Origin of the sequence: Microbacterium marmarense, assembly GCF_037204165.1 — a bacterium.
Lineage (GTDB): Bacteria > Actinomycetota > Actinomycetes > Actinomycetales > Microbacteriaceae > Microbacterium > Microbacterium marmarense.
Map to the genome: position 1 here is coordinate 798954 of NZ_JBBDGL010000002.1, position 23818 is coordinate 822771.

Annotated in this window: 21 protein-coding genes; 9 read left to right on the forward strand and 12 right to left on the reverse strand. The window is 63.0% G+C overall.

Annotation, left to right across the window (positions count from 1 at the left end):
* Positions 1-66: 66 nt before the first annotated feature.
* Genes hrpA through WDU96_RS10275 form a run of 3 tightly spaced genes read left to right on the forward strand, consistent with a single transcriptional unit; the run spans position 67 to position 6359 of the window.
* Complete coding sequence (gene hrpA / locus WDU96_RS10265) at positions 67-3990, forward strand: ATP-dependent RNA helicase HrpA (RefSeq protein WP_337338378.1); 3924 nt, start codon at positions 67-69, stop codon at positions 3988-3990.
* 28 nt (positions 3991-4018) lie between these two features.
* Positions 4019-4972, forward strand: a complete 954-nt coding sequence (locus WDU96_RS10270; protein WP_337338379.1) for a quinone oxidoreductase family protein — start codon at positions 4019-4021, stop codon at positions 4970-4972.
* Between the two features lie 49 nt (positions 4973-5021).
* Positions 5022-6359 (forward strand): O-acetylhomoserine aminocarboxypropyltransferase/cysteine synthase family protein, encoded by a 1338-nt coding sequence (locus tag WDU96_RS10275; protein WP_337338380.1) that lies wholly within the window; start codon positions 5022-5024, stop codon positions 6357-6359.
* A gap of 9 nt (positions 6360-6368) precedes the next feature.
* Here WDU96_RS10275 and WDU96_RS10280 read toward each other — a convergent pair whose 3' ends face one another.
* The gene (locus WDU96_RS10280) at positions 6369-7697 is read right to left on the reverse strand and encodes a M20/M25/M40 family metallo-hydrolase (protein WP_337338381.1); all 1329 of its coding nucleotides are present in this window, start codon (positions 7695-7697) and stop codon (positions 6369-6371) included.
* A gap of 70 nt (positions 7698-7767) precedes the next feature.
* Here WDU96_RS10280 and WDU96_RS10285 point away from each other — a divergent pair, with 70 nt between their 5' ends.
* Positions 7768-8766 (forward strand): Gfo/Idh/MocA family protein, encoded by a 999-nt coding sequence (locus WDU96_RS10285; RefSeq protein ID WP_337338382.1) that lies wholly within the window; start codon positions 7768-7770, stop codon positions 8764-8766.
* Positions 8766-9629 carry an NYN domain-containing protein gene (locus WDU96_RS10290; RefSeq protein ID WP_337338383.1) on the forward strand — a complete coding sequence of 288 codons (864 nt, stop codon included), beginning with the start codon at positions 8766-8768 and terminating at the stop codon, positions 9627-9629. The genes WDU96_RS10285 and WDU96_RS10290 overlap by 1 nt, the downstream gene beginning before the upstream one ends.
* Here WDU96_RS10290 and WDU96_RS10295 read toward each other — a convergent pair.
* The 4 genes from WDU96_RS10295 to WDU96_RS10310 are packed head-to-tail and all read right to left on the reverse strand — an operon-like array spanning position 9626 to position 12245.
* A complete protein-coding gene (locus WDU96_RS10295; RefSeq protein ID WP_337338443.1) occupies positions 9626-10021 on the reverse strand; it encodes a DoxX family protein in 396 nt (131 codons plus the stop codon). The two genes, WDU96_RS10290 and WDU96_RS10295, sit on opposite strands and share 4 nt — an antisense overlap.
* A gap of 22 nt (positions 10022-10043) precedes the next feature.
* Complete coding sequence (locus WDU96_RS10300) at positions 10044-10877, reverse strand: GntR family transcriptional regulator (protein WP_337338384.1); 834 nt, start codon at positions 10875-10877, stop codon at positions 10044-10046.
* A 1-nt stretch (position 10878) separates the two neighbouring features.
* Positions 10879-11283, reverse strand: a complete 405-nt coding sequence (gene rbsD / locus WDU96_RS10305; RefSeq protein WP_337338385.1) for a D-ribose pyranase — start codon at positions 11281-11283, stop codon at positions 10879-10881.
* Positions 11280-12245, reverse strand: a complete 966-nt coding sequence (locus tag WDU96_RS10310; RefSeq protein WP_337338386.1) for a ribokinase — start codon at positions 12243-12245, stop codon at positions 11280-11282. Before WDU96_RS10310 ends, rbsD begins: the two co-directional genes overlap by 4 nt.
* Before the next feature lie 91 nt (positions 12246-12336).
* On the opposite strand from WDU96_RS10310, the gene WDU96_RS10315 reads away from it, so the two are divergent.
* Positions 12337-12996: a transaldolase family protein gene (locus tag WDU96_RS10315; protein WP_337338387.1), complete on the forward strand. Its 660-nt coding sequence runs from the start codon at positions 12337-12339 to the stop codon at positions 12994-12996.
* A 38-nt stretch (positions 12997-13034) separates the two neighbouring features.
* Here the strand turns inward: WDU96_RS10315 and WDU96_RS10320 are convergent, their stop codons facing one another.
* The gene (locus tag WDU96_RS10320; RefSeq protein WP_337338388.1) at positions 13035-13904 is read right to left on the reverse strand and encodes a sugar phosphate isomerase/epimerase family protein; all 870 of its coding nucleotides are present in this window, start codon (positions 13902-13904) and stop codon (positions 13035-13037) included.
* Between the two features lie 208 nt (positions 13905-14112).
* Here WDU96_RS10320 and WDU96_RS10325 point away from each other — a divergent pair, with 208 nt between their 5' ends.
* From WDU96_RS10325 to WDU96_RS10335, 3 genes are all read left to right on the forward strand, one after another.
* Positions 14113-15618 (forward strand): sugar ABC transporter ATP-binding protein, encoded by a 1506-nt coding sequence (locus tag WDU96_RS10325; RefSeq protein WP_337338389.1) that lies wholly within the window; start codon positions 14113-14115, stop codon positions 15616-15618.
* Positions 15615-16646, forward strand: coding sequence for an ABC transporter permease (locus tag WDU96_RS10330; RefSeq protein WP_337338390.1), 1032 nt, complete (start codon positions 15615-15617; stop codon positions 16644-16646). The genes WDU96_RS10325 and WDU96_RS10330 overlap by 4 nt, the downstream gene beginning before the upstream one ends.
* A gap of 146 nt (positions 16647-16792) precedes the next feature.
* Positions 16793-17782, forward strand: coding sequence for an ABC transporter substrate-binding protein (locus tag WDU96_RS10335; protein WP_337338391.1), 990 nt, complete (start codon positions 16793-16795; stop codon positions 17780-17782).
* A 101-nt stretch (positions 17783-17883) separates the two neighbouring features.
* Here the strand turns inward: WDU96_RS10335 and WDU96_RS10340 are convergent, their stop codons facing one another.
* From WDU96_RS10340 to WDU96_RS10365, 6 genes are read right to left on the reverse strand one after another with little or no spacing between them, the layout of a single operon-like run.
* Positions 17884-18834, reverse strand: coding sequence for a phosphotriesterase family protein (locus WDU96_RS10340; RefSeq protein ID WP_337338392.1), 951 nt, complete (start codon positions 18832-18834; stop codon positions 17884-17886).
* A 28-nt stretch (positions 18835-18862) separates the two neighbouring features.
* Complete coding sequence (locus tag WDU96_RS10345) at positions 18863-19792, reverse strand: shikimate dehydrogenase family protein (RefSeq protein WP_337338393.1); 930 nt, start codon at positions 19790-19792, stop codon at positions 18863-18865.
* On the reverse strand, positions 19789-20463 hold the full coding sequence (locus WDU96_RS10350; RefSeq protein ID WP_337338394.1) for a bifunctional 4-hydroxy-2-oxoglutarate aldolase/2-dehydro-3-deoxy-phosphogluconate aldolase: 675 nt from the start codon (positions 20461-20463) through the stop codon (positions 19789-19791). Before WDU96_RS10350 ends, WDU96_RS10345 begins: the two co-directional genes overlap by 4 nt.
* Before the next feature lie 35 nt (positions 20464-20498).
* The gene (locus WDU96_RS10355; RefSeq protein ID WP_337338395.1) at positions 20499-21455 is read right to left on the reverse strand and encodes an NAD(P)-dependent oxidoreductase; all 957 of its coding nucleotides are present in this window, start codon (positions 21453-21455) and stop codon (positions 20499-20501) included.
* The gene (gene xylB, locus WDU96_RS10360) at positions 21455-22945 is read right to left on the reverse strand and encodes a xylulokinase (protein ID WP_337338396.1); all 1491 of its coding nucleotides are present in this window, start codon (positions 22943-22945) and stop codon (positions 21455-21457) included. The genes WDU96_RS10355 and xylB overlap by 1 nt, the downstream gene beginning before the upstream one ends.
* Before the next feature lie 5 nt (positions 22946-22950).
* On the reverse strand, positions 22951-23529 hold the full coding sequence (locus tag WDU96_RS10365) for a glucose-6-phosphate isomerase family protein (protein WP_337338397.1): 579 nt from the start codon (positions 23527-23529) through the stop codon (positions 22951-22953).
* Positions 23530-23818 lie beyond the last annotated feature (289 nt).

Sequence of the window (23818 nt, forward strand, 5' to 3'; positions counted from 1 at the left end):
CGCGCAAGAGTACATGTGCATACAGGGCGACGCTGGGAGAGCATTCTCGCGATACGATCAAAGGCTATGTCTGCCATCGAGCCCGTGATCGTCTACCCGCCGGAGCTGCCTGTCAGCGCGGCGCGCGACGACATTGCGCGCGCGATCGCCGAGAACCAGGTCGTAATCGTTGCAGGAGCAACCGGCTCAGGCAAGACCACCCAGCTTCCCAAGATCTGCCTCGAACTGGGTCGCACCGCGATCGCCCACACGCAACCTCGACGCATCGCCGCCCGCACCATCGCTGAGCGCATCGCCGAAGAGCTACAGGTTCCGCTCGGCACCACCGTCGGCTACAAGGTGCGATTCACCGACAAAGTCACCGCAGAGACCAAGGTCGCCCTGGTCACCGACGGGATTCTGCTGAACGAGATCCACCGTGATCGATTGCTGCGCCGCTACGACACGATCATCGTCGATGAGGCACACGAACGCTCCTTGAACGTTGATTTTCTGCTGGGTTATCTCGCCCGCATTCTGCCGAAGCGTCCCGATCTCAAAGTGATCATCACCAGCGCAACGATCGATCCCGAGAGCTTCGCCAAGCATTTTGGGTCGGATGCAGCCCCCGCGCCCATCATCGAAGTCTCTGGGCGCACGTACCCGGTTGAGGTGCGCTACCGACCGCACGACGCGAACGCTGAAGACGACGTCGACGGCATCACCGCCGCACTGCGCGAGCTGGATCGCGAAGCCGGTGGCGACGTGCTCGTGTTCTTGCCTGGCGAAGCAGAGATCCGCGATGCCATGGACTCCATTCGCGGCATGTACGCGAAAGACGCTTCGCCGACCGAGGTGCTGCCGCTGTACGGGCGGTTGTCCTCGGCCGAGCAACATCGAGTATTCGAACGCTCGGGCACGGCCGGCGTACGACGGCGCATAGTCCTTGCGACGAACGTCGCCGAAACCAGCCTGACCGTGCCCGGCATCCGCTATGTGATCGACACCGGCACGGCACGAATCTCCCGCTACAGCAGCCGCAGCAAGATTCAGCGCCTCCCCATCGAACCCATTTCGCAGGCGTCTGCGCAGCAACGCTCCGGTCGTGCCGGCCGCACTAGCCCTGGCATCGCCATCCGTCTGTACTCCGAGGCGGACTTCACCAGTCGCGATGAGTTCACCGAGCCCGAGATCCTGCGCACATCGCTGGCGTCGGTCATTCTGCAGATGCTGTCGCTGGGTTTTGGCGACGTCACCGCATTCCCCTTTCTCACGCCACCCGACTCGCGCGGCGTCAAGGCCGCTTTCGATCTTCTGCTTGAACTGCAAGCCGTCAAGCCTGGCGCAGCACCTGGAAAGCATGCAACGCTCACAGACCTCGGGCGCGAGATCTCACGCCTTCCGATCGATCCACGCTTCGCACGCATGCTCGTCGAGGCTGGCCGCACCGGGGTGCAGCAGGAAGTGCTCGCCATCGTTGCGGGGATGTCGATTCAAGACGTCCGCGAGCGGCCAGAAGAACGCCGCGAAGAAGCCGACCGAATGCATGCCCGCTTCGTGGATCCCACGAGCGACTTTCTCACCCTGCTTGCGCTGTGGAACTACCTGCAGGAAAAGCAGGCAGAACTCGGTTCCAGTGCCTTTCGACGACTGTGCCGCGCGGAGCATTTGAACTACGTCCGCGTGCGGGAATGGTCAGACGTACACCGCCAGTTGAGCACCCTGGTGCGGGCAAAGCGGCGCGACGGTGCGCGCAGGACAGTTTCAGATGCCCCCACCGCGAGCGAACAGGACACGATCCACAAGGCGATCATGTCGGGCCTGCTCTCGCATCTGGGCATCATCGACGACCGCGCACCAGCGAAAACGCAGGGCGGGCGCCCACCCTCTGCTCGCATCGAGGCACGTCGGGGTGCTGAATACATCGGCGCACGAAACGCACGTTTCGCCATCTTTCCCGGTTCCGGCCTGAAGAAGAAGCGCCCGTCGGCGGTTATGGCAGCCGAGCTTGTCGAGACATCGAGGCTCTTTGCGCGCACGGTCGCTGCGATCGACCCGGAGTGGGCCGAAGCACTCGCGGGCGATCTCACGAGACGACAGTTGAGCGAGCCGCACTGGTCGAAAGCGACTGGCGCAGCATCCGTCTATGAAAAGGTCACTCTCTTCGGCGTCGAGATCATTCCTCGGCGACGCGTTCAGCTCGCACGATTCGACCAGCCCCTGGCGCGAGAGATGTTCGTGCGCAACGCGCTCGTCGACGGCGACTGGGACTCCTCGCACCTCGATAAGAGGTTCACGGCGTTCGAACGTCGAAACCTCGAGCTGCGGCGCAAGCTGGAGAAGATCGAGGAGCGGGAGCGCCGTCGTGACATTCTCGTGGGCGATGAAGCCGTGTATCGCTTCTACGAGGCGCGCCTGCCTCGCGAAGTCTTCGATGCGCGTTCGTTCGAGAAGTGGTGGCGCGATGCGTCCACCCGCACCCCGCGCTTGCTCGACATGGCGCAGAGCGATCTCGTCGAAGACACCTCGCGTGGCGACGAGGGCGACTTTCCCGCGCGATGGCACCAGGGCGATCAGGTGCTCTCGCTGGCCTATCGGTTCGAGCCAGGCGCCGCCGATGATGGCGTGACCGCTGTCGTGCCGCTTGCTCTGCTCGCTCAGCTCAAGCCAGCCGGCTTCGACTGGCAAGTGCCAGGCATGCGCGACGAGCTCATCACCGCTCTGTTGCGGTCGTTGCCCAAATCGCTCCGCAGGCATGTCGTGCCAGCTGCAGACTGGGCGACCAAATTCTCGGCTGAACTCGTGGGGCAGGGCCCCGAAGCCCACGGCGGATTTCCACCGCAGTCGCTGCGTGAGGCCCTCGCGGCACGAATTCAGCGACTGGCGAGCCAGCAGGTTGACGCGTCGGCCTTCGAGATGCAAAGAGTGCCTGGGCACCTTCAAGTGTCATTCCGCGCCGTCGACGAACGCGGCCGCGCAGTCGGCTCTGACCGCGACTTGGCGGCGTTGCAAGAGCGACTATCTCATCGCGCCCGCGCCTCGGTCGCGAAGTCGCTGAGCCCGAAGCAAGCCCGAAGTGCCCGCGGGCCGGCTGCCGTCGCGGGGCCGAGTGCAGGCGCTCCCACGGCCGGCAGCTCGGACTTCGCGGAGCGCTCCGGGGTCACCGAGTGGAACTTCGGTGACGTGCCGGCGGTCGTGGACACGCGTGTCGCGGGCGGAATCGTGCGCGGCTATCCGGCGGTGATCGACGATGGCGCGTCGGTCTCGCTGCGAATCGAAGCCACGCCTGAAGCTGCCGCCAGAGCGACCCTCTCGGGCGTGCGCCGCTTGCTGTTGCTGTCGGTGCCGTCACCCACGTCTTACGTGCTCGAACATCTCACTGCGCCCGAGAAACTGGCACTCGCCGCATCCCCCTATCCGTCGGCGAAAGCGCTCATCGAAGACTGTCGCGCGGCAGTAGCCGACGCCGTGATCGAGAGAGTGTCAGCGGATAACCCCATTCGTACTGCTGCGGCATTCGCCACGGCGCGCGATGCACTGTCATCGGTTGTCGTGGATGAACTGTTTCGAACCACCTCGCTGGCCGCAAAAATTCTGACTGCGTCACGCGATGTCGAACGTGCGGTGCGCGAACAGAATTCACTGACGCTGCTGGGCGCGCTGGGCGACGTCAAGGGTCAACTCGCTGGCCTCATCTATCCCGGCTTCGTGTCGCGGACCGGCCTGGCGCGCTTGAGCCAGTTGCCTCGCTACCTGCGAGGCGCGTTGGATCGGGTGCGGGCGCTGCCAGAGAACCCGGGGCGGGACCGGCAGCGAATGAGCGAGATGGAGCGTGCCGTCGCTATCTTCGCCGAAGCGGGTGGCGTGATCCCTCCCCCGCCGCACGCCGCGCCCGCCCTCGAACATACGCGCTGGCTGCTGGAGGAGTTTCGCATCAGTCTCTTCGCTCAGCAGCTGGGAACTGCCGAGCCCGCCTCACTGCAAAGAATTCAAAAAGCGCTGAAGGAATAGCTTCACTGTCGAACCGATTGGAACCCACATGGCCGAAGCGATTGTCTACAACGAGTTCGGTGGACCCGAGGTTCTCGAACTGGTCCACATTCCCGACGCTCAGGCGATGCCGGGAGAGCTTCTGATTCGAGTAGAAGCGGTCGGTGTGAACCCGATCGATTGGAAACTTCGCTCGGCGCTGCGTCCGTCAGCGCCGATCACCGAGCCGCGCCGCATCGGCGGTGACGGAGCCGGCGTGATCACCGCCGTAGGAGAAGGCGTCATCGGCTTTCGCATCGGAGACCCGGTGGCATTCTTCGGGGCGACCGGTTCGTATGCGTCGTCGGTGAGCATCCCCGCCTCGCAGGTACACCCTCGACCCGCGGGCGTGAGCGCGTCGCAGGGTGCCGCGTTGGGTATACCGGCTGGCACGGCGTGGCAAGCGCTCCGCTCGCTTGCCGTAGGTGAGTCAGACACCCTGTTGGTACACGGCGGCTCTGGCGCAGTCGGCCAGGCGATCATCCAGTTCGCAACGCTCTCGGGCGCTCGCGTTATCGCTACTTCCTCTCCTCGGCGTTTTGATCGCGTGCGGTCACTCGGCGCAATTGCCATCGAGTACGGCGACGGCCTAGCAGATCGTGTTCGCGCGGTCGCGCCCGATGGCGTCACGGTCGCCATCGACGCCGCCGGTACCGACGAAGCGATTGCGGTTTCGCTTGAGCTCGTGAGTGACCGCAGCCGCATCGCCACCATCGTCAGAGGTCGGGATGCTGCCGGGTTCGGCATCCGCGCATTTCAAGGCGGTGCGCCCGATCCGTTGTCTGCGGCGGAGATCCGCTGGCGCGAGGAGGCGTTCCCCCTCGCCCTCGCGCTGATGGCTGCGGACCGATTCTCTGTGGAACTCGGGCCCTCGTTCGCGCTCGCCGACGCTGCCGAAGCTCATCGCATGCTTGAGTCCGGTGTGCAGGGGAAGATCGTGCTCCTTCCCCAGCGCCCGCAATAGTTCGACACACATCAGGCACGATTGGCGGCCTCGCCGACACAATGGAGGCATGTCCGAGACTACGCGCGGCTTCGCCACGGCTCAGGTGCAGTCGGGTTACGTTCCCAGCGCGGCTGAGAATACCGCGATTGTGCCCATCCACCAGTCGAACGCGTTTGAGTTCTCATCGCTGAGCCATGCACGCGACTTGTTCGCGCTCAAGCGCGACGGCAACATCTACAGTCGCACCGCTAACCCCACGGTTCAGGTGTTTGAGCGCCGCGTTGCGGAACTCGAAAATGGCATCGCCGCAGCAGGCGTGGCATCGGGTCAGGCTGCTGTCGCCGTCGCATTGCTCGCCCTCGCCAAGAGTGGCGAGCACATCGTCGCGGCTCGCCAGCTCTATGGCGGCACCGTCGATCTGTTGCAAGACACTTTCGCCGACTGGGGGATCTCAGTCACTTTTGTCGACCAAGATGCTCACGACGAGTGGCGGGCGGCGGTTCGCCCCGAAACCCGGGCGTTCTTTGCCGAGTCAGTCACCAATCCAATCGCGCAGGTGCTGGACGTTCCCGCTGTCTCCGAGATCGCTCACCGCGCAGGCGTGCCTCTCGTGATTGACAACACGGTAGCCACGCCCTATCTGCAGCGGGCGAAAGATGTCGGCGCCGACATCGTCGTTCACTCGGCGACGAAATTTCTCGGCGGCCACGGCACATCTCTGGGCGGCGTCGTCGTCGACCTCGGCACCTACGATTTCGGTGCAGATCCTGAGCGGTGGCCCCAACTCAACGAGCCGTACGCTCGAGTGCACGGCGCCAGCCTGCTGGAACGTTTCGGCGCGACCGGCTCACCGTACATCACACTCGTGAAGACCAAGTACGTGCACGATCTCGGCCCTTCGCTGTCGGCCTTCAACGCATTCCAACTGCTGCAAGGCATTGAAACGCTCGATCTGCGGATGGCTCGGCACACTTCGAGCGCGCTCGAAGTGGCTCGGTACCTCGATGCTCACCCCTCGGTTGCGCGCGTTCATCATCCTGGGTTGCAGAACAGCCCGTGGCACGACAACGCGGCACGGTATCTGCCGCGCGGAACCGGAGCGGTGTTCTCCTTTGACCTTCACACGAGTGGCGATACCGAAGAAGATTTCCTTCTGGTCGAAGGCTTCATCGCGCGACTGCAGGTCGTTCATCTGGTCGCCAACATCGGCGATGCCCGCAGCCTCACCGCTCATCCTGCATCAATGACGCATAGCCATCTCTCTGCCGAGCAGCTGCTCGAAGCGCGCATCTGCTGGACTACCGTGCGGCTATCAATAGGTCTTGAAGATCCGTCAGATATCATCGACGACCTCGCGCAGGCGCTGGCGTCGGTGCCGGTTTTCGAGGGTGCGACAGCCAGCTAGCGAGGCGTTCTAGCTCGCCTCGATGAGTGCGCGATAGAAACCGATCCCTCGCAGCCATACCTCCACGCGAATGCGTTCGTTGTGGGAGTGCAGTGCGTCGCGCTCGGCGCGCGTGAGATGGAACGGCGTGAAGCGGTAGACGTGGTCGCTGATGGCGGTAAACCAGCGACTGTCGCTCGCACCCAACTGCAGGTAAGGGGTAGTGACGATCTCGTCTCCCAACGAGATCGATACTGCCGAAGAGATGCGTCGCCACGCCTCACCGCGCCACGGCGACACCGGAGACGGGTCGGAGCCATGGCGAACCGTTACGTCCACGTTGGGGTCGTTTATGACACGGCGAACGCGCTGCGTTGCGCTGGCGACGCTATCGCCCGTGAGAAGCCGCACATTGACAGACGCTCGTGCTGATGTAGCCAGCACATTCTCGCCTGGCGCCCCGCTGAGTTCCGTGGCGACGGCCGTGGTGCGTACGATCGCGTTCATCTCGGGACCGAACCGTGAGAACGCCGCGGCCACGAGCGGCCCGGTGAGGCCGAGACTGCCAAACAGACCCCGCAACGGCTGCGGCGCGTGAGGCGCAAGCGTTGTGAGCATTGCTCGTACGGGGCTTGCGAGTCTGGTGGGGAACGGGCGTCGGCGCAAACGGTCAATCGCCCGAGCCAGACGCGCCGTTGCCGGCATTGCTGGCGGGGTCGAGGCATGACCCCCACCCTCGCTGGCCGTCAACAGCAGGGTCATCACACCGCGCTCCGCGACGCCCACCATCGCGGTCGGTGCCGTCACCCCAGGCACGACATCTTGAACGACAGCGCCGCCTTCATCCAGCACCAGCGCGGGCCGAATCCCTCGTTCACGCAACTCGGCAACGAGCGCCTGTGCACCGCTTCCGGCAATCTCCTCGTTGTGGCCGAACGCCAAATAGATATCGTGTTGCGGCACATAGCCTTCTGCGCAAAGTTGCTCGACAGCCTCGAAGATCGCCACGAGCGACCCCTTGTCGTCGATCGTGCCGCGGCCGTGAATCTCAGCCTGAGCGCCCTCGCCGATGATCTCGGCACCGAATGGCGCGTGGGTCCATTCGGATTCGACGACGGGCACGACGTCGATGTGAGCCATCAGTACAAGCGGCTCGATGCTCGTGACTCCTGGCCACCGGTAGAGAAGAGAGTGGGAGTCGATGACCTCGCGCGTCAGATGCTCGTGAGTTGCCGGATACAGGCGTTCGAGCGCCGCTTCAAACTCGCTGAATCGCGCCCAATCCGTCAGCGTCTCGTCTGCGTGCGAGACGGTCGGAATGCGAAGAAGTTCACGAAATCTATCGACAGAAGTAGCCACCCGATGAGCCTATCGGCGCAGTCTGAGCATTTTCTCGCTCCACTGACGTTGTGCTCGCTACGCTCAGAGCATGACTGAACTCGCTGCATCCGAAATCCGCTGGGGCATTCTTGCCACCGGTGGTATCGCCCACCTCTTCACAAGTGATCTGCGCACCGCCGGTCGCACGGTCACCGCGGTCGGCTCGCGGCGCCCAGAGGCAGCACAAGAGTTCGCCCAGAAGTACGACATCCCCCACGCACACGGTTCGTACGAAGCGCTCGTTGCCGACCCTGATGTCGACATCATCTACGTGGCCACGCCGCATCCCATGCACAAAGACGTCGCAATCATGGCGCTTCGAGCCGGAAAGCACGTGCTTGTCGAAAAGCCGTTCATGCTGAACGCTGCAGAGGCGCAGGAGGTGCGCGATGTGGCCGCCGAGCAGGGTCTGCTCGCGATGGAGGCGATGTGGACGCGGTACCTGCCGCATATGGTTCGCGTTCGCGAGATCATCGCGGCGGGCACACTCGGAGAGATCCGTGCGGTGACGGCAGATCACACGCAGAAGATCTCGGCAGACCCGAACCACCGCTTGAATTCACTCGAGCTTGGCGGCGGCGCGTTGCTCGACCTCGGCATCTATCCCATCTCATTCGCGTGGGACGTACTTGGTGAACCCGTAGGGATTGTCGCCGCTGCTCGGATCGGAGAAACCGGCGCAGACGTCGAGGTCGCGACCATCATGACCCATGCGAACGGCGCCATCTCCACTTCAATCTCGGCGTCGCAGTCGGCCGGACCGAACACCGCTCACGTCATTGGCACCGAAGCCCGCATCGAGATCGACCGTGTCTGGTACACCGCGGTGTCGTTCCGTGTCGTTGCGCCAGACGGCGCAGTGCTCGAGGAGTACAGCTCGGATATCGAAGGGCGTGGAATGCAGTATCAGGCTCTCGCCGCCGAGCAGATCATCGCCGCGGGCAGAACTGACAGTGATGTCTTGTCGATCGACGAGACAGTCGCGATCATGGAGACGCTCGACGAGGTTCGCGAACTCATCGGTGTGCAGTACCCCGGAGAGCGCTGATGCCCGTCGCACAGGACCCTCGCGTCGCGGTGTATCTCGACTTCGACAACATCGTCATGAGCTGGTACGACCGCGTTCACGGCCGCAATGCATACTCGCGCGATCGCCAGAAGATCGCCGCGAACCCGGAAGATCCCGAAATCGCCGAGCGTCTCACCTCGGCGATGATCGATGTGGGTGCGGTCATCGACTACGCCACGTCGTTCGGCACGCTGGTACTCACCCGCGCGTACGCCGACTGGTCTTCGCCGGTGAACGCGATCTACCGCTCGCAGCTGGTCGCCCGCGCTGTCGATCTGGTGCAGCTGTTTCCTGCGGCCGCGTATGCCAAAAACGGCGCAGACATTCGGTTGGCGGTTGACACCGTCGAAGACATGTTCCGCCTACCAGACCTGACCCACGTGGTGATCGTGGCTGGCGACTCTGACTACGTTCCGCTCGCACAGCGTTGCAAGCGCCTGGGCAGGTTCGTTGTGGGTGTCGGCGTCGCTGGCTCTACGGCGAAGTCGCTCGCCGCCGCGTGCGACCAGTTCGACTCATACGACGCGTTGCCCGGTGTGGCTCAGCCCGATCAAGGCAAGAAGGATGCTGCGCCGACGCGCTCTCGCCGAAAGAAGGCGGCCGCTGATCCCTCGGCAGATCTGCTGCAGCGAGCGCTGCGATTGGAAAGTGACAAAGAGGGCGCCGAGTGGCAGCACGCGTCGGCGGTGAAGAGCCTCATCAAACGGCTCGACCCATCGTTCAATGAGAAGGCCCTGGGCCACAAGAGCTTCACCGACTTCGTGAAAGCGCATCCGAAGATCGCCGAGATGGATGAGTCGGGCAACATCGTGCTGATCCGGCTCATCTCTGAAGCCAGCTAGCGAGCAACCTCGTCAGACCGAGTGCTCCACAGGGTCCATGCGATCAGCGGAACCTGCAGAAAGAGGCGAACAAAGCGGGAGCGGTCGGTACGCATCAGCGGTGCCGAGCGACCGGTGCGCCACTGGTGAACATTTCCAGGAAGCACCGCCACGAAGAACGCCGCCACGATCGCACCGACCCTGGTGCGATCGGCTGGCAGCACCACGAGCGCGGCACCGAGCATGATCTCCACAGCTCCCGACGCGACGACGATCATGTCTTTGTCCGTGCGCAGTGCTTTCGTCGCCCAGTCCGGAACGGTAATGCGGTAGCCGCGCCGCCCCCAGGTCAGATGCGACACCCCCGCCGCAACGAGCAGCGCGGCTAATAGCCAGCGCGCAACAGCCTTCATCCCGTCAGCCACGTCGATCACGTCAGGACGCGGCCCGCGAGGTACCGGCGCGAGATGCCGAGCCCTCACTGGTGACATGAAGCAACGACGCTCGCGACTCGTCGGCACGCAACTCGAACTCGAAGCGTGACCGATCGCCGCGGTGATAGGCGACAAAGAACTCGATCGGCCGGTTGTCAGCGTCCCAACTGGTGCTTCGAAGTCGCAGCAGCGCGGATCCCGCCGACACTCCCAAGAGGTTCGCTTGATCGTGTGACGCGACCGTGGCTTCGGCCGATCGTGTACCGTGCGTGGCCACCACGCCGCGCTCTCGCAGCTCGCGATAGAGCGAAGCATGAGACATGTCAACGGCGAGGGTGAGTTCGCCCACTCTTGTTGGCATCCACGTCGTAGACAGCGACCAGGGTTCACCATCGACGAAGCGCAACCGCTCCAAAACGACCGCCTCATCACCGGCATCGACGGCGAGCGCCTCGGCAGCTTCCGCGTCGACCGTCTCGACTTCGTGGCGCAGAACCTCGCTGTAGACGTGGCCGCCGCGGCGTTCAACATCGTCGTAGAGCCCGACAAGCGTGTGCACGAGCGCCTCGCTCGTCTTCGGCCGAGCGATGAACGTGCCTTTGCCCTTCACCCTTTCCAACACGCCTTCGTGCTCGAGCTGTGCCAGCGCCTGCCTCACAACCGTGCGCGAGATTCCATACTGTTCGCACAGGTGATGCTCACCAGGAAGCTGATCTCCGGGCAGCAGCTCTTCGCGACCGATACCTTCGATGATCAGGTGACGCAGCTGGTCATACATCGGCGCGGCCGACTGCCGGTCGATGCTCGCAGAGGCGAGGTAATCCGCGGCGGCCATGTCAGTAAGCCACACCGGCATGGAGGATGACGTTCGCAAACGGCGTGAACTCGCCCGAGCGCACGAAGGCACGAGCAGAATGAGTGCGCTTCTTGAACTCCTCATGGGGGATCAATTCGATTTCGAAGTCGGCATCGACGAACCGTTCGCGCAGAGCCGCGAGCACTTCAGGGCTGCGCGCGGCCACCTCCTCAGAAACGGTCGCACCCTCAACCACGAGTTCGGCAAGAACCGTGTCGAGGACGTCGAAGAAGGGTGGCGATCCAGGGCGATAAGCCAGGTCGATGCGCTCTGCGCCCGAGGGAATCGGCAGGCCAGCATCGGTAACGACGATCAGATCGGTGTGGCCGGTCTCGCTGATCACGCGAGACAGCGCTGGGTTGATCGTTGTCTGGGTGCTTCTCATGATGCAACAACCTGCTCGTCGATGCGCTCCGCGAGAAAGTCATCGACCTGCTGCTTGCTGGGCAAGCTCGGCGATGCACCACGCACCGTCACGGCGAGTGCGCCCGCTGCACTCGCGCGCTGAATCGCGTGAGACACGGACGAGCCCTCTGCCAAAGCTGCTCCCAGGTACCCGGCGAAAGCGTCGCCCGCCGCGGTGGTGTCTACAGGTGTGACCAGGAAAGGGGCGAACGTCTGCGTGCCGTCTGCGTCGACCAACACGGCCCCCGCGCCCGCAAGGGTGATGAGGGCGGCCTTCGCTCCCCGCTCAAGAAACCAGCGCCCAGCGGCTTCGGCTGATTCGAGGTCGGTCACCTGCTGTCCAGTGAGGATCGACGCCTCCGTTTCGTTCGGCGTCACGAGGTCGATCAGGCTCCAGATATCGTCGGGCAATTCCACCGCCGGAGCCGGGTCAAGCACCACAGTCATATCCTTGGCTCGCGCCTTGCGGATCGCCTGCATCGCCAGCGGCACGGGAATCTCGAGCTGGGTCAGCAGCACACTCGCCGTGGAAGAAAGATCGTTCAGCGCAGCATCCACTTGCTCGACACTGAGTGCCGAATTCGCCAACGGCACCATCACGATGTCGTTCTGGGCAGATGAGTCCACCCTGATATGAGCGATTCCGGTCGGCCCGGCCACAGCGCGCACGTGGGTGATATCCACCCCCGCAGCCGTCAGTCCGTCGATGATCATGTCGTGGAAGAGATCGCTGCCCACGCAGGCCACGAAGCTCGCGTGCGCCCCGGCGAGCGCGGCGGCGAGCACCTGGTTCGCGCCTTTTCCGCCGAGGACGAGCGTGAAATCGTCGCCGTGTATCGTCTCGCCCCGCGCGGGAAGCCGCTGCGAGAATGTAGTCAGGTCCGCGGTAACGCTTCCGACGACGACAACGCCGGTGCGATTCGCGGTGTGCGGGGTGAGCATGTGACCTCCGGGTCTTTGACTTCTCTGTCTACCTGTCATTACATTAGCCGAGCCCGACCTGTAACGACGGGTCCGAAGAAAGGTGGCTGCAATGACTGCCGCTCCCCGCCTCTATGTCGACAGCGCCGATCTCGATCAGGTGCGTGAGCTTCTCACCGATTCTCTCGTGCACGGAGTGACGACCAACCCGACGATCCTCGAGCGAGGCGGCCGCCGCGTCGCCGAGATCCCTGACCTCTATGCGCGCTGGGTTGAGCAGGGCGCGCAAGAGGTGTTCTTCCAAACCTGGGGCGAAGACCCCGCCACACTGCTGCGAAACGCTGAGAAGATTGTGGGCCTCGGCGACAAAGTCGCAGTCAAGGTTCCCGCTACGCGCGCCGGCTTCACCGCGTCTCGAGAACTCGTGTCAAGCGGCGCGACCGTCTTGGTCACAGCCGTCTATTCCGTTGCGCAGGCCCTTGCCGCGAGCGCCTACGGAGCTCACTACATCGCTCCCTATCTGGGCAGGCTGCGTGACAGCGGGCGCGACGGCACGGCGCTGATCGCTGAAATGCAGGCGGTGTGTGCGGGATCTCAGACCGAAGTGCTGGCAGCAAGCCTGCGCTCCCCCGCCGACCTCGTCGAACTTCGCCACCACGGTGTTTCGTACTTCACGGCTGCGCCAGAGGTCATCAAAGCAATGCTCGCCGACGACATCAGCGACTCGTCAGCAGCTGACTTCGAAGCGGCCATCGCACGCATCTCCGACTAGTGCTTGGGCGGGTGCCGCCTCAGCGGCACCCGCCCACGTCAGTGGAGCGCAATCGTGCTGACGGCGTGGAGTCCGTCGCGAATGAAGCGGTTTGCGTGCGCGGCCAAGTCGTCGGAATCCTGCCAGAGGTTTCGCCAGATGCCGAGCGTATTGCTGAGTTCGGCGCTCACGACCGCTGAGGAGAAGGACTCGAATACGACGGGACCGTCGTACCCCGCACGATCGAGAGCACGGAAGAACGAGTCAAAGTCGACACTGCCCGTTCCCAGATAGCCACGATGGCTCTCACCGATGTGAACGTATCCGAGCCGCTCACCCGCGTCCAGTACGGGTTGCCACAGATCCGACTCCTCAATGTTCATGTGGTACGTGTCCAGGTGCAGCGAAACGTTGTCAGAACCCACCTCGTCCAGGTAGCGAAGTCCTCCTCGACCGGTGTTGAAGACGTTCGACTCATAGCGGTTCACAACCTCGAGCGAGAGCCTGATCCCGCGGTCGCGAGCTTTGGCTGCCAGTCGTGCGATAGCTGCTTGGCTGTTGGCCACGCCCTTCGCACTGGCTGGCGCCATGAACTTGCGCATAGCCGAGTAGATGACGCCGCACAGCACTTCGCCGCCCATCGTCGCCACGTGATCGAGGCACACCTCCAACATCTCCTCGCCCGCAGCCACCACGGCGGGGTTTTCACTGGACAGGTCTGTGGCGTCGGTCAGACCCAATGAAGCCGTGACCGCAAGGTCGTTGTCTCGCAACATTCGCCCGGCCAGCGCGGAATCAAATTGGCCGGGGTCCATCAGGGGGATCTCGATGAGGTCGAACCCCGCGGCCTTTGTTCCTTCAATAGAAGCTCGCAGTCCGGCCTCGTCGAAACTGCCGGAAAAAACGAGTGCGTGCGCGCCGATGAGCATGATTCTCCTTGTTGAGCACGACCTTCGTGCATCATCTGTGACCAAGATGTTATTACAGCTCTTCCATCTACCGCTGTGGTTAGATACATTTAGATACAACTTACGCAGCGTTGCTAAACGCTGATCAATTGGTAGGATGTCTAAGCCGATCCCCACTCAGGGAAGTGGCACCCGTCTTCTACAAGACCTTCAACGAAGAGGTGACCGAGTGACCGACCCCATCCTCAAAGTGCACGGGATCAGCAAAGGCTTCCCCGGCGTGCAAGCGCTGAAGGACGTTGACCTTGAAGTGCACTCTGGCGAAGTGCTCGTGCTGGTGGGCGAGAATGGCGCTGGCAAGTCGACGCTGATGAAGATTCTCTCGGGGATCTACACAAAAGACGAAGGCACGATCACCTTCGAGGGCGCCGAAGTCGAACTCACCAGCCCGCTGCAAGCACAGCACCTCGGCATCACCATCATTCATCAAGAGATGAACATGATGCCCGATCTCACGGTTGCACAGAACATCTATGTCGGGCGTGAGCCGACGGTCGGTCCTTTTCTGTCCGAGCGCAAGCTCAACAAGAAGGCGACCGAGCTGCTGAACGCGCTCGAGATCGACCTGAATCCGCGACAGCTCGTGAGCGAGCTCACCGTCGCCAAGCAGCAGATGGTCGAAATCGCGAAGGCGCTCTCGTTCGACGCCAAGGTGCTCATCATGGACGAGCCAACCTCGGCTTTGACCGACAGTGAAACCGAGATCCTGTTCGAGCTCATCGAACAGCTGAAGTCCCGCGGCACCGGCATCGTCTACATCTCGCACCGAATGGATGAGCTGCGCCGGCTCGCCGACCGTGTCTCCGTGCTTCGAGACGGCACATACATCGGGTCTCTCGAGAAGAGTGAGATCTCCGTCCCCAAGATCATCGAGATGATGGTCGGTCGCAAAATCGATGAAGGTGCCCGGCCGACGGCGCGCGAGCACGCGGATGATCCCATCGTGCTCGACGTGAACGGTCTCAGCACCAAGAGCCTGCTCAAAGACGTCAGCTTTCAATTGCACCGCGGAGAAATTCTCGGCTTCGCCGGGCTGATGGGCGCGGGGCGCACCGAGACTGCACGAGCGATCATTGGCGCCGACCCTCGCGAGGGCGGCACGATCTCGGTGGCCGGCAAGGCCGTACGAATCAAGCAGCCCGCCGACGCGGTGAAACTCGGAATCGGCTACCTGAGCGAAGACCGCAAGCTGCTCGGGCTGATGCTTGAGCAAGACGTCACGTTCAACACTGTTCTCGCTTCACTGGGCACCTACGCCAACAGCATCGGCTGGATGCAGGACGGAAAAGCGAAATCGCAGGCGAAAGACTACGTGCGTACATTGCGCGTAAAGACGCCGTCTGTCAACCAGATCGTCAAGCTGCTCTCCGGAGGCAACCAACAGAAGGTCGTCATCGCGAAGTGGCTGTTGCGTGACTGCGATGTTCTCATCTTCGATGAGCCAACGCGTGGCATCGACATCGGCGCCAAAGAAGAGATCTACCGCCTGATGCGTGAGCTCGCGGCATCAGGAAAGTCCATCATCGTCATTTCATCGGAGCTCCCCGAAATCCTCCGCGTCGCCAATCGCATTGTCGTGATGGCGAACGGTCAGATCACTGGGGTGCTGCGCAACGAAGAAGCCAGCCAGGAGAAGATCATGCAGTACGCAGCACACGCGGAGGTAGACGAATGACCACCCCCACAACGCCCGGCCCGACGACGACGACCGTCATCCAGACCGCGGTTGAAGAGAAGGGAAACGGCGGTTTCGGTGCTTTTCTGAAGCGCCAGGCCCAGCAGTCACTCGCATTCGGGACGCTCATCGTCCTCGTTGTGTTCTTCTCTGTCTTCGGCAACAACTTCTTCACCTGGAGCAACATCTCGGGCATCCTGCTCGCAACCGCTGTTATCGGCATCCTTGCTCTAGGCACGACTTTCGTCATCATCACAGGCGGGATTGACCTGTCCATCGGAACAGGAATGACCCTGGCTGCGGTCATGACGGGTGTGTTCATCGCGAACATGGGCCTTCCGGTGTGGATCGGGGTGCTCGGCGGCATCGCGACCGGTGTGCTGATGGGTCTCGTCAACGGCGTGAACGTAACGTTCCTTCGACTACCGCCGTTCATCGCGACGCTCGCGATGATGATGATCGCCCAGGGCCTCGCCCTTGTGATCTCGGGTGTTCGTCCGATCTACTTCTCAAGCGCTGCGCCGAACTTCAAGGACATCGCACTGGGAACCTTGATCCCGGGCCTGCCCAACGCAGTGCTCATCACGATTGCGCTGGCAATCGTCGCCTATCTGGTTCTGAACAAGACCCTGCTCGGCCGCTACACCTTCGCCATCGGCTCGAACGAAGAAGCCACGCGACTCTCCGGTGTCAACACGCGACGGTGGAAGATCTTCATCTACATGTTCGCGGGTGCATTCACGGGTGTCGCTGGCGTCGTCCTCGCGGCTCGCTTGGACTCGGCTCAGCCCCAACTCGGCGTCGGATACGAACTGCAGGCGATCGCCGCGGTGATCATCGGCGGCACCTCGCTGCTCGGCGGTCGAGGCTCGATTCTCGGTACCGTCATCGGCGCCTTGATCATGAGCGTGCTCATCAACGGTTTGCGCATCATGTCGATCCAGACCGAATGGCAGAACGTCGTCGTCGGAATCGTGATCTTGATCGCGGTGTTCTTCGACTCCCTGCGAAACCGCTCATCGACATAGCCAAATACTTGGTCAGCGGCGCCCGTGCCCGTTGCCGACCAATCGACCTTCTGGTCGAGCTCGCGGATCCCTTCCGCTAGGCACAACACCGAAAATGTCCGCATCACTCCGGCTTTAGGGCTGGACATACAAACAATGGAGTTTCCATGAAGTACGGCAGAAAAGCTGGGATCGCGGCAACCGCCGCCGTCGCGGCACTCGTGTTCGCTGGCTGCTCAAGCGACGCCAGCGACACAGCGACTGACAGTGGTAGCAGCGACGATGAGATGTACATTGCTCTCGTCTCGAAGGGCTTTCAGCACCAGTTCTGGCAGGCGGTGAAGACCGGAGCCGAAGAAAAGGCCGACGAGCTCGGAATCACGATCACTTTCGAAGGCCCCGCGTCTGAGACCGAAGTTGACGCGCAGCTGCAGATGTTGCAGACCGCAATCGACAAGGAGCCCGCAGCCATCGGCTACGCCGCACTCGACCCCGAGGCATGCGTTCCTCTCTACGAGAGCGCGGAAGCCGCAGGCATCCCGATTGCACAGTTCGACGCCCCCTGCAACAGCGAATACGGTTCGAGCCTCTCGGCCACCGACAGCATGGTCGCCGGTGCGCTGGCAGCAGACCACATGGCAGAGCTGATCGGCGGTTCGGGCGAGGTCGCGATTGTCGGTCACTCGCAGATCAACTCGACCGGAATCGAGCGCCGCGACGGCTTCGTCGAGCGCATCGAATCGGAGTACCCCGACATCGAGATCGTCGACATCCAGTACGGTGACGGCGACCACCTGAAGTCGGCTGACATTGCGAAGGCCATGATTGCCGCCAACCCCAACCTGGCTGGTCTCTACGGCACCAACGAAGGTTCGGCCATCGGTGTCGTCAACGCCGCCAACGAGCTTGGCCTCGAGCCTGGTGAGCTGACCATCATCGGGTTCGACTCGGGTGCAGCCCAGATCAACGCGATCAAGGATGGCACCATGGCGGGCGCGATCACGCAGGACCCGATCGGTATTGGAAAGTCGGTTGTTGAGGCCGCGTACAACCTCGCCAACGGCGAGGCTGTCGAGGACTTCTACGACACTGGCTCGTACTGGTACGACGCCAACAACATCGACGACCCCGAGATCGCTGCGGTTCTCTACGACTGAGCCGTATCCTCTCGAAAAGGGCGCCATCCACATTGTGGGTGGCGCCCTTCGCGTATTGTCGCAGGCGACGAGAAAACTAACCGGTCGTTCAGCGCACGCTCTCAGCGCGGAATGTCGAGCAGGCGTGCGGCATTCTCGACCAGCATCCGCTCCACAGCTGCAGCGCCGATCAGACCCCGCAGGCGGGGCAGGTACCGCTCCCCCAAGTAGCCGAGGCCCGGCATTCCGCCATACGAGATGTAGCGGCTTCGACGCGCCACATCTCCGCCGAGAACGATGCGATTGCCGGCGCCCGCTTCAACAACAGCCGCCGTGAGATTCAGCAGTTCCGCGTCACCGCGGGTGCGTGGCCGAGCGAAACCGTCGTAACCCAGATAGGCGCCACGAGCCGCCAGATCGACGTGCAAGCCGGGATCGGGATCGCGATCCGCGTGTGCGAGCACCACACGGTGCGCGGGTGCGCCCGCCCGCTCGAGGATATCGAGAACCTCGTGCGCTGCCGTGCAGAACTCCAGGTGCACCATGACAGCGACGCCCGTGCTCGCACAAGCGCCCGCAACTGCCTCAAGTGTCTGTCGCTCGAATGACGAGATTCGCCAGTAGTCGACACCTGCTTTGAGCATGCCGGCTCGCACCGGGCCTACTTCGGGCGTCGGTGCGGTTCCGCCGTGTTGCGGCCCGTCAACTGCGGGCATCGATCGCTCAATGTCATCCACGAACCGCGCGAGTAGTGCACCGTCATCCCACGCCCGCACCCAGTGGTCGTGGGCATAGTGAGCCTCACGGTGTCGTCCAGTCGTCGCCACAACCTGGATTCCCGTGTGCTGACTGATGCGCGCTGCCGCCGCGGGGCGACGCCCCAGACCGATCGGCGTTGCGTCGACCATGGCGTCGAATCCGCTCGCCCGCAATAGGGAAACTTCGGCTTGGGAAGCGTCCTCGTCGTCGAGCTCGTCCCCGGGCAACAGCGGCGAGATTTGGAAGAGGTGCTCGTGATAGTTGGTCGCCCCGAGACGATCGGCGGGAATGTCGCCCAGCACTGTACGGATCATGGTGTCCCCTTCGTCGCGCCCTGCGAGCCTACTGTCGAGCGAACTCCGCTGCATCCGCCAACTGCTCGACGATCGCCGGCGTCAGTTCAAGGTCGAATACGTCGGCCACCACCTGCGACCAGCCGTGGATGAAATAGCGCCACCCGTCAACCACGTGCAGACCGCGCTCATCGGCCTGTGCCCGCGCCTGGTGCAAGAACTCCAGGGTGCCGCGGTAGTTGAACTCCCAGACGTACGCGTCGAGAGGAAACAGCGCGTCATCGGCCAACGGCGAACCGGGGCGATCTTTGCCGAGGCCGGTTGCGTTGACGACGAGCGAGCCCTGCGGCATTCTCGCCAGCACCGCTGCCGTAGCTTGAGCTGAATCCACGAGCACATATTCGATCAGATCGTCGGGGGTGCGATGCTGGCGGTGCACCTGCCGGAGGTGATCAAGGCTCGCTTGATTCGGAGCAGTCACGACGACATGCGAGGAGCGATCCGTTCGCTCGGCGAGTGCCCAGCTCAGCGCCGTTCCTGAGCCACCGGCCCCAAGAATCAGCACCTCGGCACCAGAACGCGAGAAGTAGTCTTCAGGAAGGAAATCACCAAGCGCAAGCGCGACGGTAAGAGGATCCTTGGCCCGCCCGATGAGGGCATCGCCGCGTTTTGAGACGCTCGAGATCTCTGCACACGACACTGCAAACGGGTCAAGCTCGTCGAAGAGCTCGGATGCAGCGGCGAACACATTCATCTTGTGCGTGGTGATCAGCGCGCCACGATGGTGCGGGTCGTCACGGATCTGCTCGAGAAGGGCAACATAGCTGGCCGGGCTCGCATCGACCGGCAGGTCATGGCCTACCAGCGTGCGGGTCGGCAGCCCCAGCACATCTGCCCAACGCGGAAACACCTGCATGATCGACGACGATCCAGTGCTGACTCCGACAAAGCCCATGTAGCCAAAGGACGATTCAGTCACGACACGTTCCCGTCCGCCTGCACAGCGCGAAGAGCCGCTGCGAACAGCACCGCGCGCCGCTCGATTTCTGCAAAATCACTCGTCGCGAGCGCTTTGGCTGGCACCAAATCGCCGCCGGCTCCGACCGCCACAGCACCGGCTGAGAACCATGCCGCAAGATTTTCGGGGGTTACTCCCCCGGTGGGCATCAGATTCGCTGTGGGGAACGGCCCTCGCAGAGCGCCGAGGTATGCCGGGCCGCCAAGAGACGCCGGAAATATCTTGATGACGTCAACTTCTAGTTGTTGTGCCGTCATCACCTCGCTCGGAGTCAGCGCGCCGGTCATCGTGACAACCCCGGTCGCGCGCATCTCGCCCGCCAAGTCCGCCAGCGTGCCGGGACTGACTAAAAAGGCAGCCCCGGCATCCGCAGCTTCGCGGGCCTGCGCTCCGGTGGTCACGGTACCCGCACCGACATAGGCAGACTCTCCGTGCCTCGCCTTCGCTGCCGCAATGACCTCCGCGGCGTCGGGCGTCGAGTAGGTTACCTCGATGCCCGTGATTCCGCCGCGCACGAGTGCGTCGATGGCATCGAGGGCAGCGGCGGAGCTCGGCGCACGCAACACAGCGAGCACTCCAGCTCTGCGTGCAGCAGAAAGGCGGTCGCCTGCGTGGTCGGCGAGAGTAGTCATTGGCAGTTCCTGTTCATCGATCGAGTGGGATGCCGTCAGCGCACCGCGTTGACGGGGTGCAGAGGCACCTCGCCAGCGAGTACCGCAAAGGCGTTGTCGAGGGCCATCGAACCCATGTTGTCTACCGCTTGAGTGGTCTGAGCGGCGAGATGCGGGGTCACGACCACATTGCCTGAGATGTCTGCTGCCAACAGTGGGCTGTCGCTGCCCGCGGTATCGCCGTTCAGCACATCGGCCGCATAGCCGGCGAGCGTTCCCTCGCGCAGGGCGGTTGCCACTGCATCTTCATCGACGAGATCGGCGCGGGCGGTGTTCACGATGAGCGCGCCGGGACGCAACCACGAGAGTCGTTCGGCGGTGACAAGCACCTGTCCCCCAGGCGCGTGCAATGTGATCACGTCTGCGGCATGAAAGAGCTCCTCTATTGAAGCTGGTTTCGCGCCGAGCTCGGCAATCCGCGGCGCCGGCATGAACGGGTCGAATGCCATCACAGTAGAACCGAAGCCGGCAAGTCGGCGAGCGACGCCTTGTCCGATCCTGCCAAACCCGAGAATGCCGACATTCAACGCGCCGAGCTCACGCCCTCGGCGCACCGACCAGTCGCCTTGGCGCACCCGCCGGTCTCCATCGACGATGCTTCGCAGGGTGGTGAGCATCAAGCCGACCGCGTGATCTGCCACCGCCTCGCTGTTCGCCCCGGGAGTGTTCGTCACAGCGATACCTCGACGAGTTGCAGCATCCACATCCACAGCCTCAGTACCCACGCCATAGCGCGCGATCACTTTGAGGCGCGGCGACAAATCAAGGTGTCGCGCGGTCACTGGTCCCGTTCCCGCTACCCAGGCATCTGCCGTTTGAAGCAGCGGTGCGAGCGACACAAGATCATGGTGGGATGGACCACGGATGATTTCGTGGCCGGCTTCGGCAGCGCGGCTCATCAAATCGACATCGCCGTCGCTGAACGAGCGGCTTGTCACCAAGACAACAGACATCAGGCTTCTCCGTCCGCGAACCATGGCGCGAGCGCCGTGTACGCACTGTCAAATCGCGGGGCGCGCGAGGAATAGTCAGAGTGCCGCGTCGGGTCGGGCGTGAACTCCGCCGTTACCTCGCTGAGCGAACGCGCCGCAGAGAAGTCAGTGAGGTCGAGCCCGACAGCCGCGGTCACTGCCGCGCCCAAGCTGTTCGCCTCTTCGCCAACCGTGCGGCGCCGCACCGGTACGCCCCAGACATCAGCCAGAATTTGCAACCAGACGTCACTTTGCGCGCCGCCACCGACCGCGTCAACTCGATCGATCGTCGCGCCCGCTGCGCCAAATGCGTTCAGACACAGCCGCAAATTGAATGCGACACCTTCTAGGACCGCGCGCACTAGGTGTGAGCGCGTGTGGTGGCGGCCGATGCCTACGAACGCGCCACGCGCATCAGGATCCCAGTGCGGGGAGCGTTCGCCGAGCAGATACGGAAGGAAGTAGAGGCCTCGAGTATCGAGATCGTCGCCAGCTTCTGCGGTGAGCCGACCGGTTTCAGGATGTGACGAGTCGGGCGAGAGAGCTTCCGCGATCCATTGGACCGATGCGCCACCCGCCTGCATGGTCGCCGTGGGAACGTAACTTCCAGGTACGACATTGTCAAAGGTGAATGTGCGCATCTGCGGGTCACGCAGCGGGGCTTCGCTCGCGAATGAGATCCAAGAGGACGTCCCCAGGCAGACGTATGCACCGTCCGATGGTGCAACAATTCCGGAGCCCACGGCGGCCATCGGACCGTCGCCGCCCCCCATGACGATGCGCGCGTCTCGCCCAAGACCGAGCGCGTTCGCGGCCTCAGCGGTGAGCGAACCGACAACTGTCACCGAGTCAAGGATCTCGGGGAACAGATCGGGGTCAAGTCTCGCTGCCGCAAGCACCTCAGACGACCACTTGCCGGTGAGCTGGTCGTAAGCGTTGGTGCCTGATGCATCGGAGCGATCGGTCGCGAGTCTGCCCGTCAGCCGCATCACGATGTAGTCCTTCGCGACGCAGAACTTGCGCACGCGAGACCACACCTCCGGCTCATGATCACGCACCCACATGATCTTCTCGATCGAGTAGGTCTCGTTGAGACGGTGGCCAAGCAGGTCGTACGCGTGAGTTTCTCCGAGGGATGCTGCCAACTCACGAACTTGAGCACCGGAACGGGTGTCGGCCCAGATGATCGCAGGGCGCACAGGCGTCCCTGCACCGTCGAGCAGCACGGTGCCCATCATCTGCCCGCCCACGACGAGTCCGGTGATGGATCGCGCGTCGACGGCCGCCTTCAGCAGAAGCTGCCTGGTCGCCGAAACAACAGCTTGCCACCAGTCCTCTGGGTTCTGCTCGGCAATGCCGCCCGATGCAAAGTGCGCCGGATAGCCGACAGTGACCGACGCGACCAGGCGCCCGTCATCCTGGTGCAGCGAGGCTTTGTTGCCTGTGGTGCCCAGATCGTGTGCGATCAGCATGGAGCTCAGCCCGCGTACGGACGCAGGTCGACGGATCCACTGGCGTCGAGGTAGGCGCGCGATCCCATGCCGTGAGTGAGCACCCAGCCATAGTCGTGGCCCGCGCCGCCGGGATACACAGCGAGGAATGCGTACGGTTCGTCGCCGGTGTTGACTGAGCGGTGAGCCCAGCCCGGTGGAATGTAGCCAATCGTTCCCGGTGTCATGTCGAGCCATTCGACACGTTCACCATCGAACATAAGAAGCCCACCACGGCCCTTTAGGGCGAGGTAGATCTCACCCTGATGGTCTGGATGCTGATGCCCCTTGGTCATCCAGAGCTCGCCCGCGGTCGCCCCGGGAAAGATCGTGGTGATCGACTGCGGCAGCTCGCGGTTGATCTCCGGTACAGGTGAACTGGTCACCGTGTAGACAACAGGGTTGTCACCAGCGGCCGACTCCGCCCACGCACTCTGGTCGAGAAACAATCCCTCGAGATCAGACATGCGGCGAGTCAGCGTGGGCCCTTCGGGCGATAGCGTCAGCCGCTCTGCGTCAAAGGCAATCGCAAAAGGCGACACTGGGGGTGTCAGATATTCGGGCACAATTCTCCTCGACGACGTCGTCTCGCTGGTCCAGCCTGTAATTACAACTAATCATACATGTAACTACAAGTGAGATCCAGGTGTCAGCGCATTCGGACGGAGGTCGGCACCTGCCGACGGCCGTTGGTGGCGACGTTGCGCGACCGTCCCTTCGAAATCGGCGTCGTCACGACCACTTAGCAGCGGGAGGTCAGTCTTCCGTGTCGCCGACCACAGGAGTTGTGGGCACCTCGTCTTCGAGATCATCGACGTCGATGATGTCGAGCGCACTCGTGTCAATACTCACCAG

Excerpts from the sequence above, each read along its gene's own strand:
- hrpA (WP_337338378.1), top strand. The coding sequence starts at position 67 with ATGTCTGCCATCGAGCCCGTGATCGTCTACCCGCCGGAGCTGCCTGTC.
- WDU96_RS10270 (WP_337338379.1), top strand. The coding sequence starts at position 4,019 with ATGGCCGAAGCGATTGTCTACAACGAGTTCGGTGGACCCGAGGTTCTC.
- WDU96_RS10275 (WP_337338380.1), top strand. The coding sequence starts at position 5,022 with ATGTCCGAGACTACGCGCGGCTTCGCCACGGCTCAGGTGCAGTCGGGT.
- WDU96_RS10285 (WP_337338382.1), top strand. The coding sequence starts at position 7,768 with ATGACTGAACTCGCTGCATCCGAAATCCGCTGGGGCATTCTTGCCACC.
- WDU96_RS10290 (WP_337338383.1), top strand. The coding sequence starts at position 8,766 with ATGCCCGTCGCACAGGACCCTCGCGTCGCGGTGTATCTCGACTTCGAC.
- WDU96_RS10295 (WP_337338443.1), bottom strand. The coding sequence starts at position 10,021 with ATGAAGGCTGTTGCGCGCTGGCTATTAGCCGCGCTGCTCGTTGCGGCG.
- WDU96_RS10300 (WP_337338384.1), bottom strand. The coding sequence starts at position 10,877 with ATGGCCGCCGCGGATTACCTCGCCTCTGCGAGCATCGACCGGCAGTCG.
- rbsD (WP_337338385.1), bottom strand. The coding sequence starts at position 11,283 with ATGAGAAGCACCCAGACAACGATCAACCCAGCGCTGTCTCGCGTGATC.
- WDU96_RS10310 (WP_337338386.1), bottom strand. The coding sequence starts at position 12,245 with ATGCTCACCCCGCACACCGCGAATCGCACCGGCGTTGTCGTCGTCGGA.
- WDU96_RS10315 (WP_337338387.1), top strand. The coding sequence starts at position 12,337 with ATGACTGCCGCTCCCCGCCTCTATGTCGACAGCGCCGATCTCGATCAG.
- WDU96_RS10320 (WP_337338388.1), bottom strand. The coding sequence starts at position 13,904 with ATGCTCATCGGCGCGCACGCACTCGTTTTTTCCGGCAGTTTCGACGAG.
- WDU96_RS10330 (WP_337338390.1), top strand. The coding sequence starts at position 15,615 with ATGACCACCCCCACAACGCCCGGCCCGACGACGACGACCGTCATCCAG.
- WDU96_RS10335 (WP_337338391.1), top strand. The coding sequence starts at position 16,793 with ATGAAGTACGGCAGAAAAGCTGGGATCGCGGCAACCGCCGCCGTCGCG.
- WDU96_RS10340 (WP_337338392.1), bottom strand. The coding sequence starts at position 18,834 with ATGATCCGTACAGTGCTGGGCGACATTCCCGCCGATCGTCTCGGGGCG.
- WDU96_RS10350 (WP_337338394.1), bottom strand. The coding sequence starts at position 20,463 with ATGACTACTCTCGCCGACCACGCAGGCGACCGCCTTTCTGCTGCACGC.
- WDU96_RS10355 (WP_337338395.1), bottom strand. The coding sequence starts at position 21,455 with ATGTCTGTTGTCTTGGTGACAAGCCGCTCGTTCAGCGACGGCGATGTC.
- xylB (WP_337338396.1), bottom strand. The coding sequence starts at position 22,945 with ATGCTGATCGCACACGATCTGGGCACCACAGGCAACAAAGCCTCGCTG.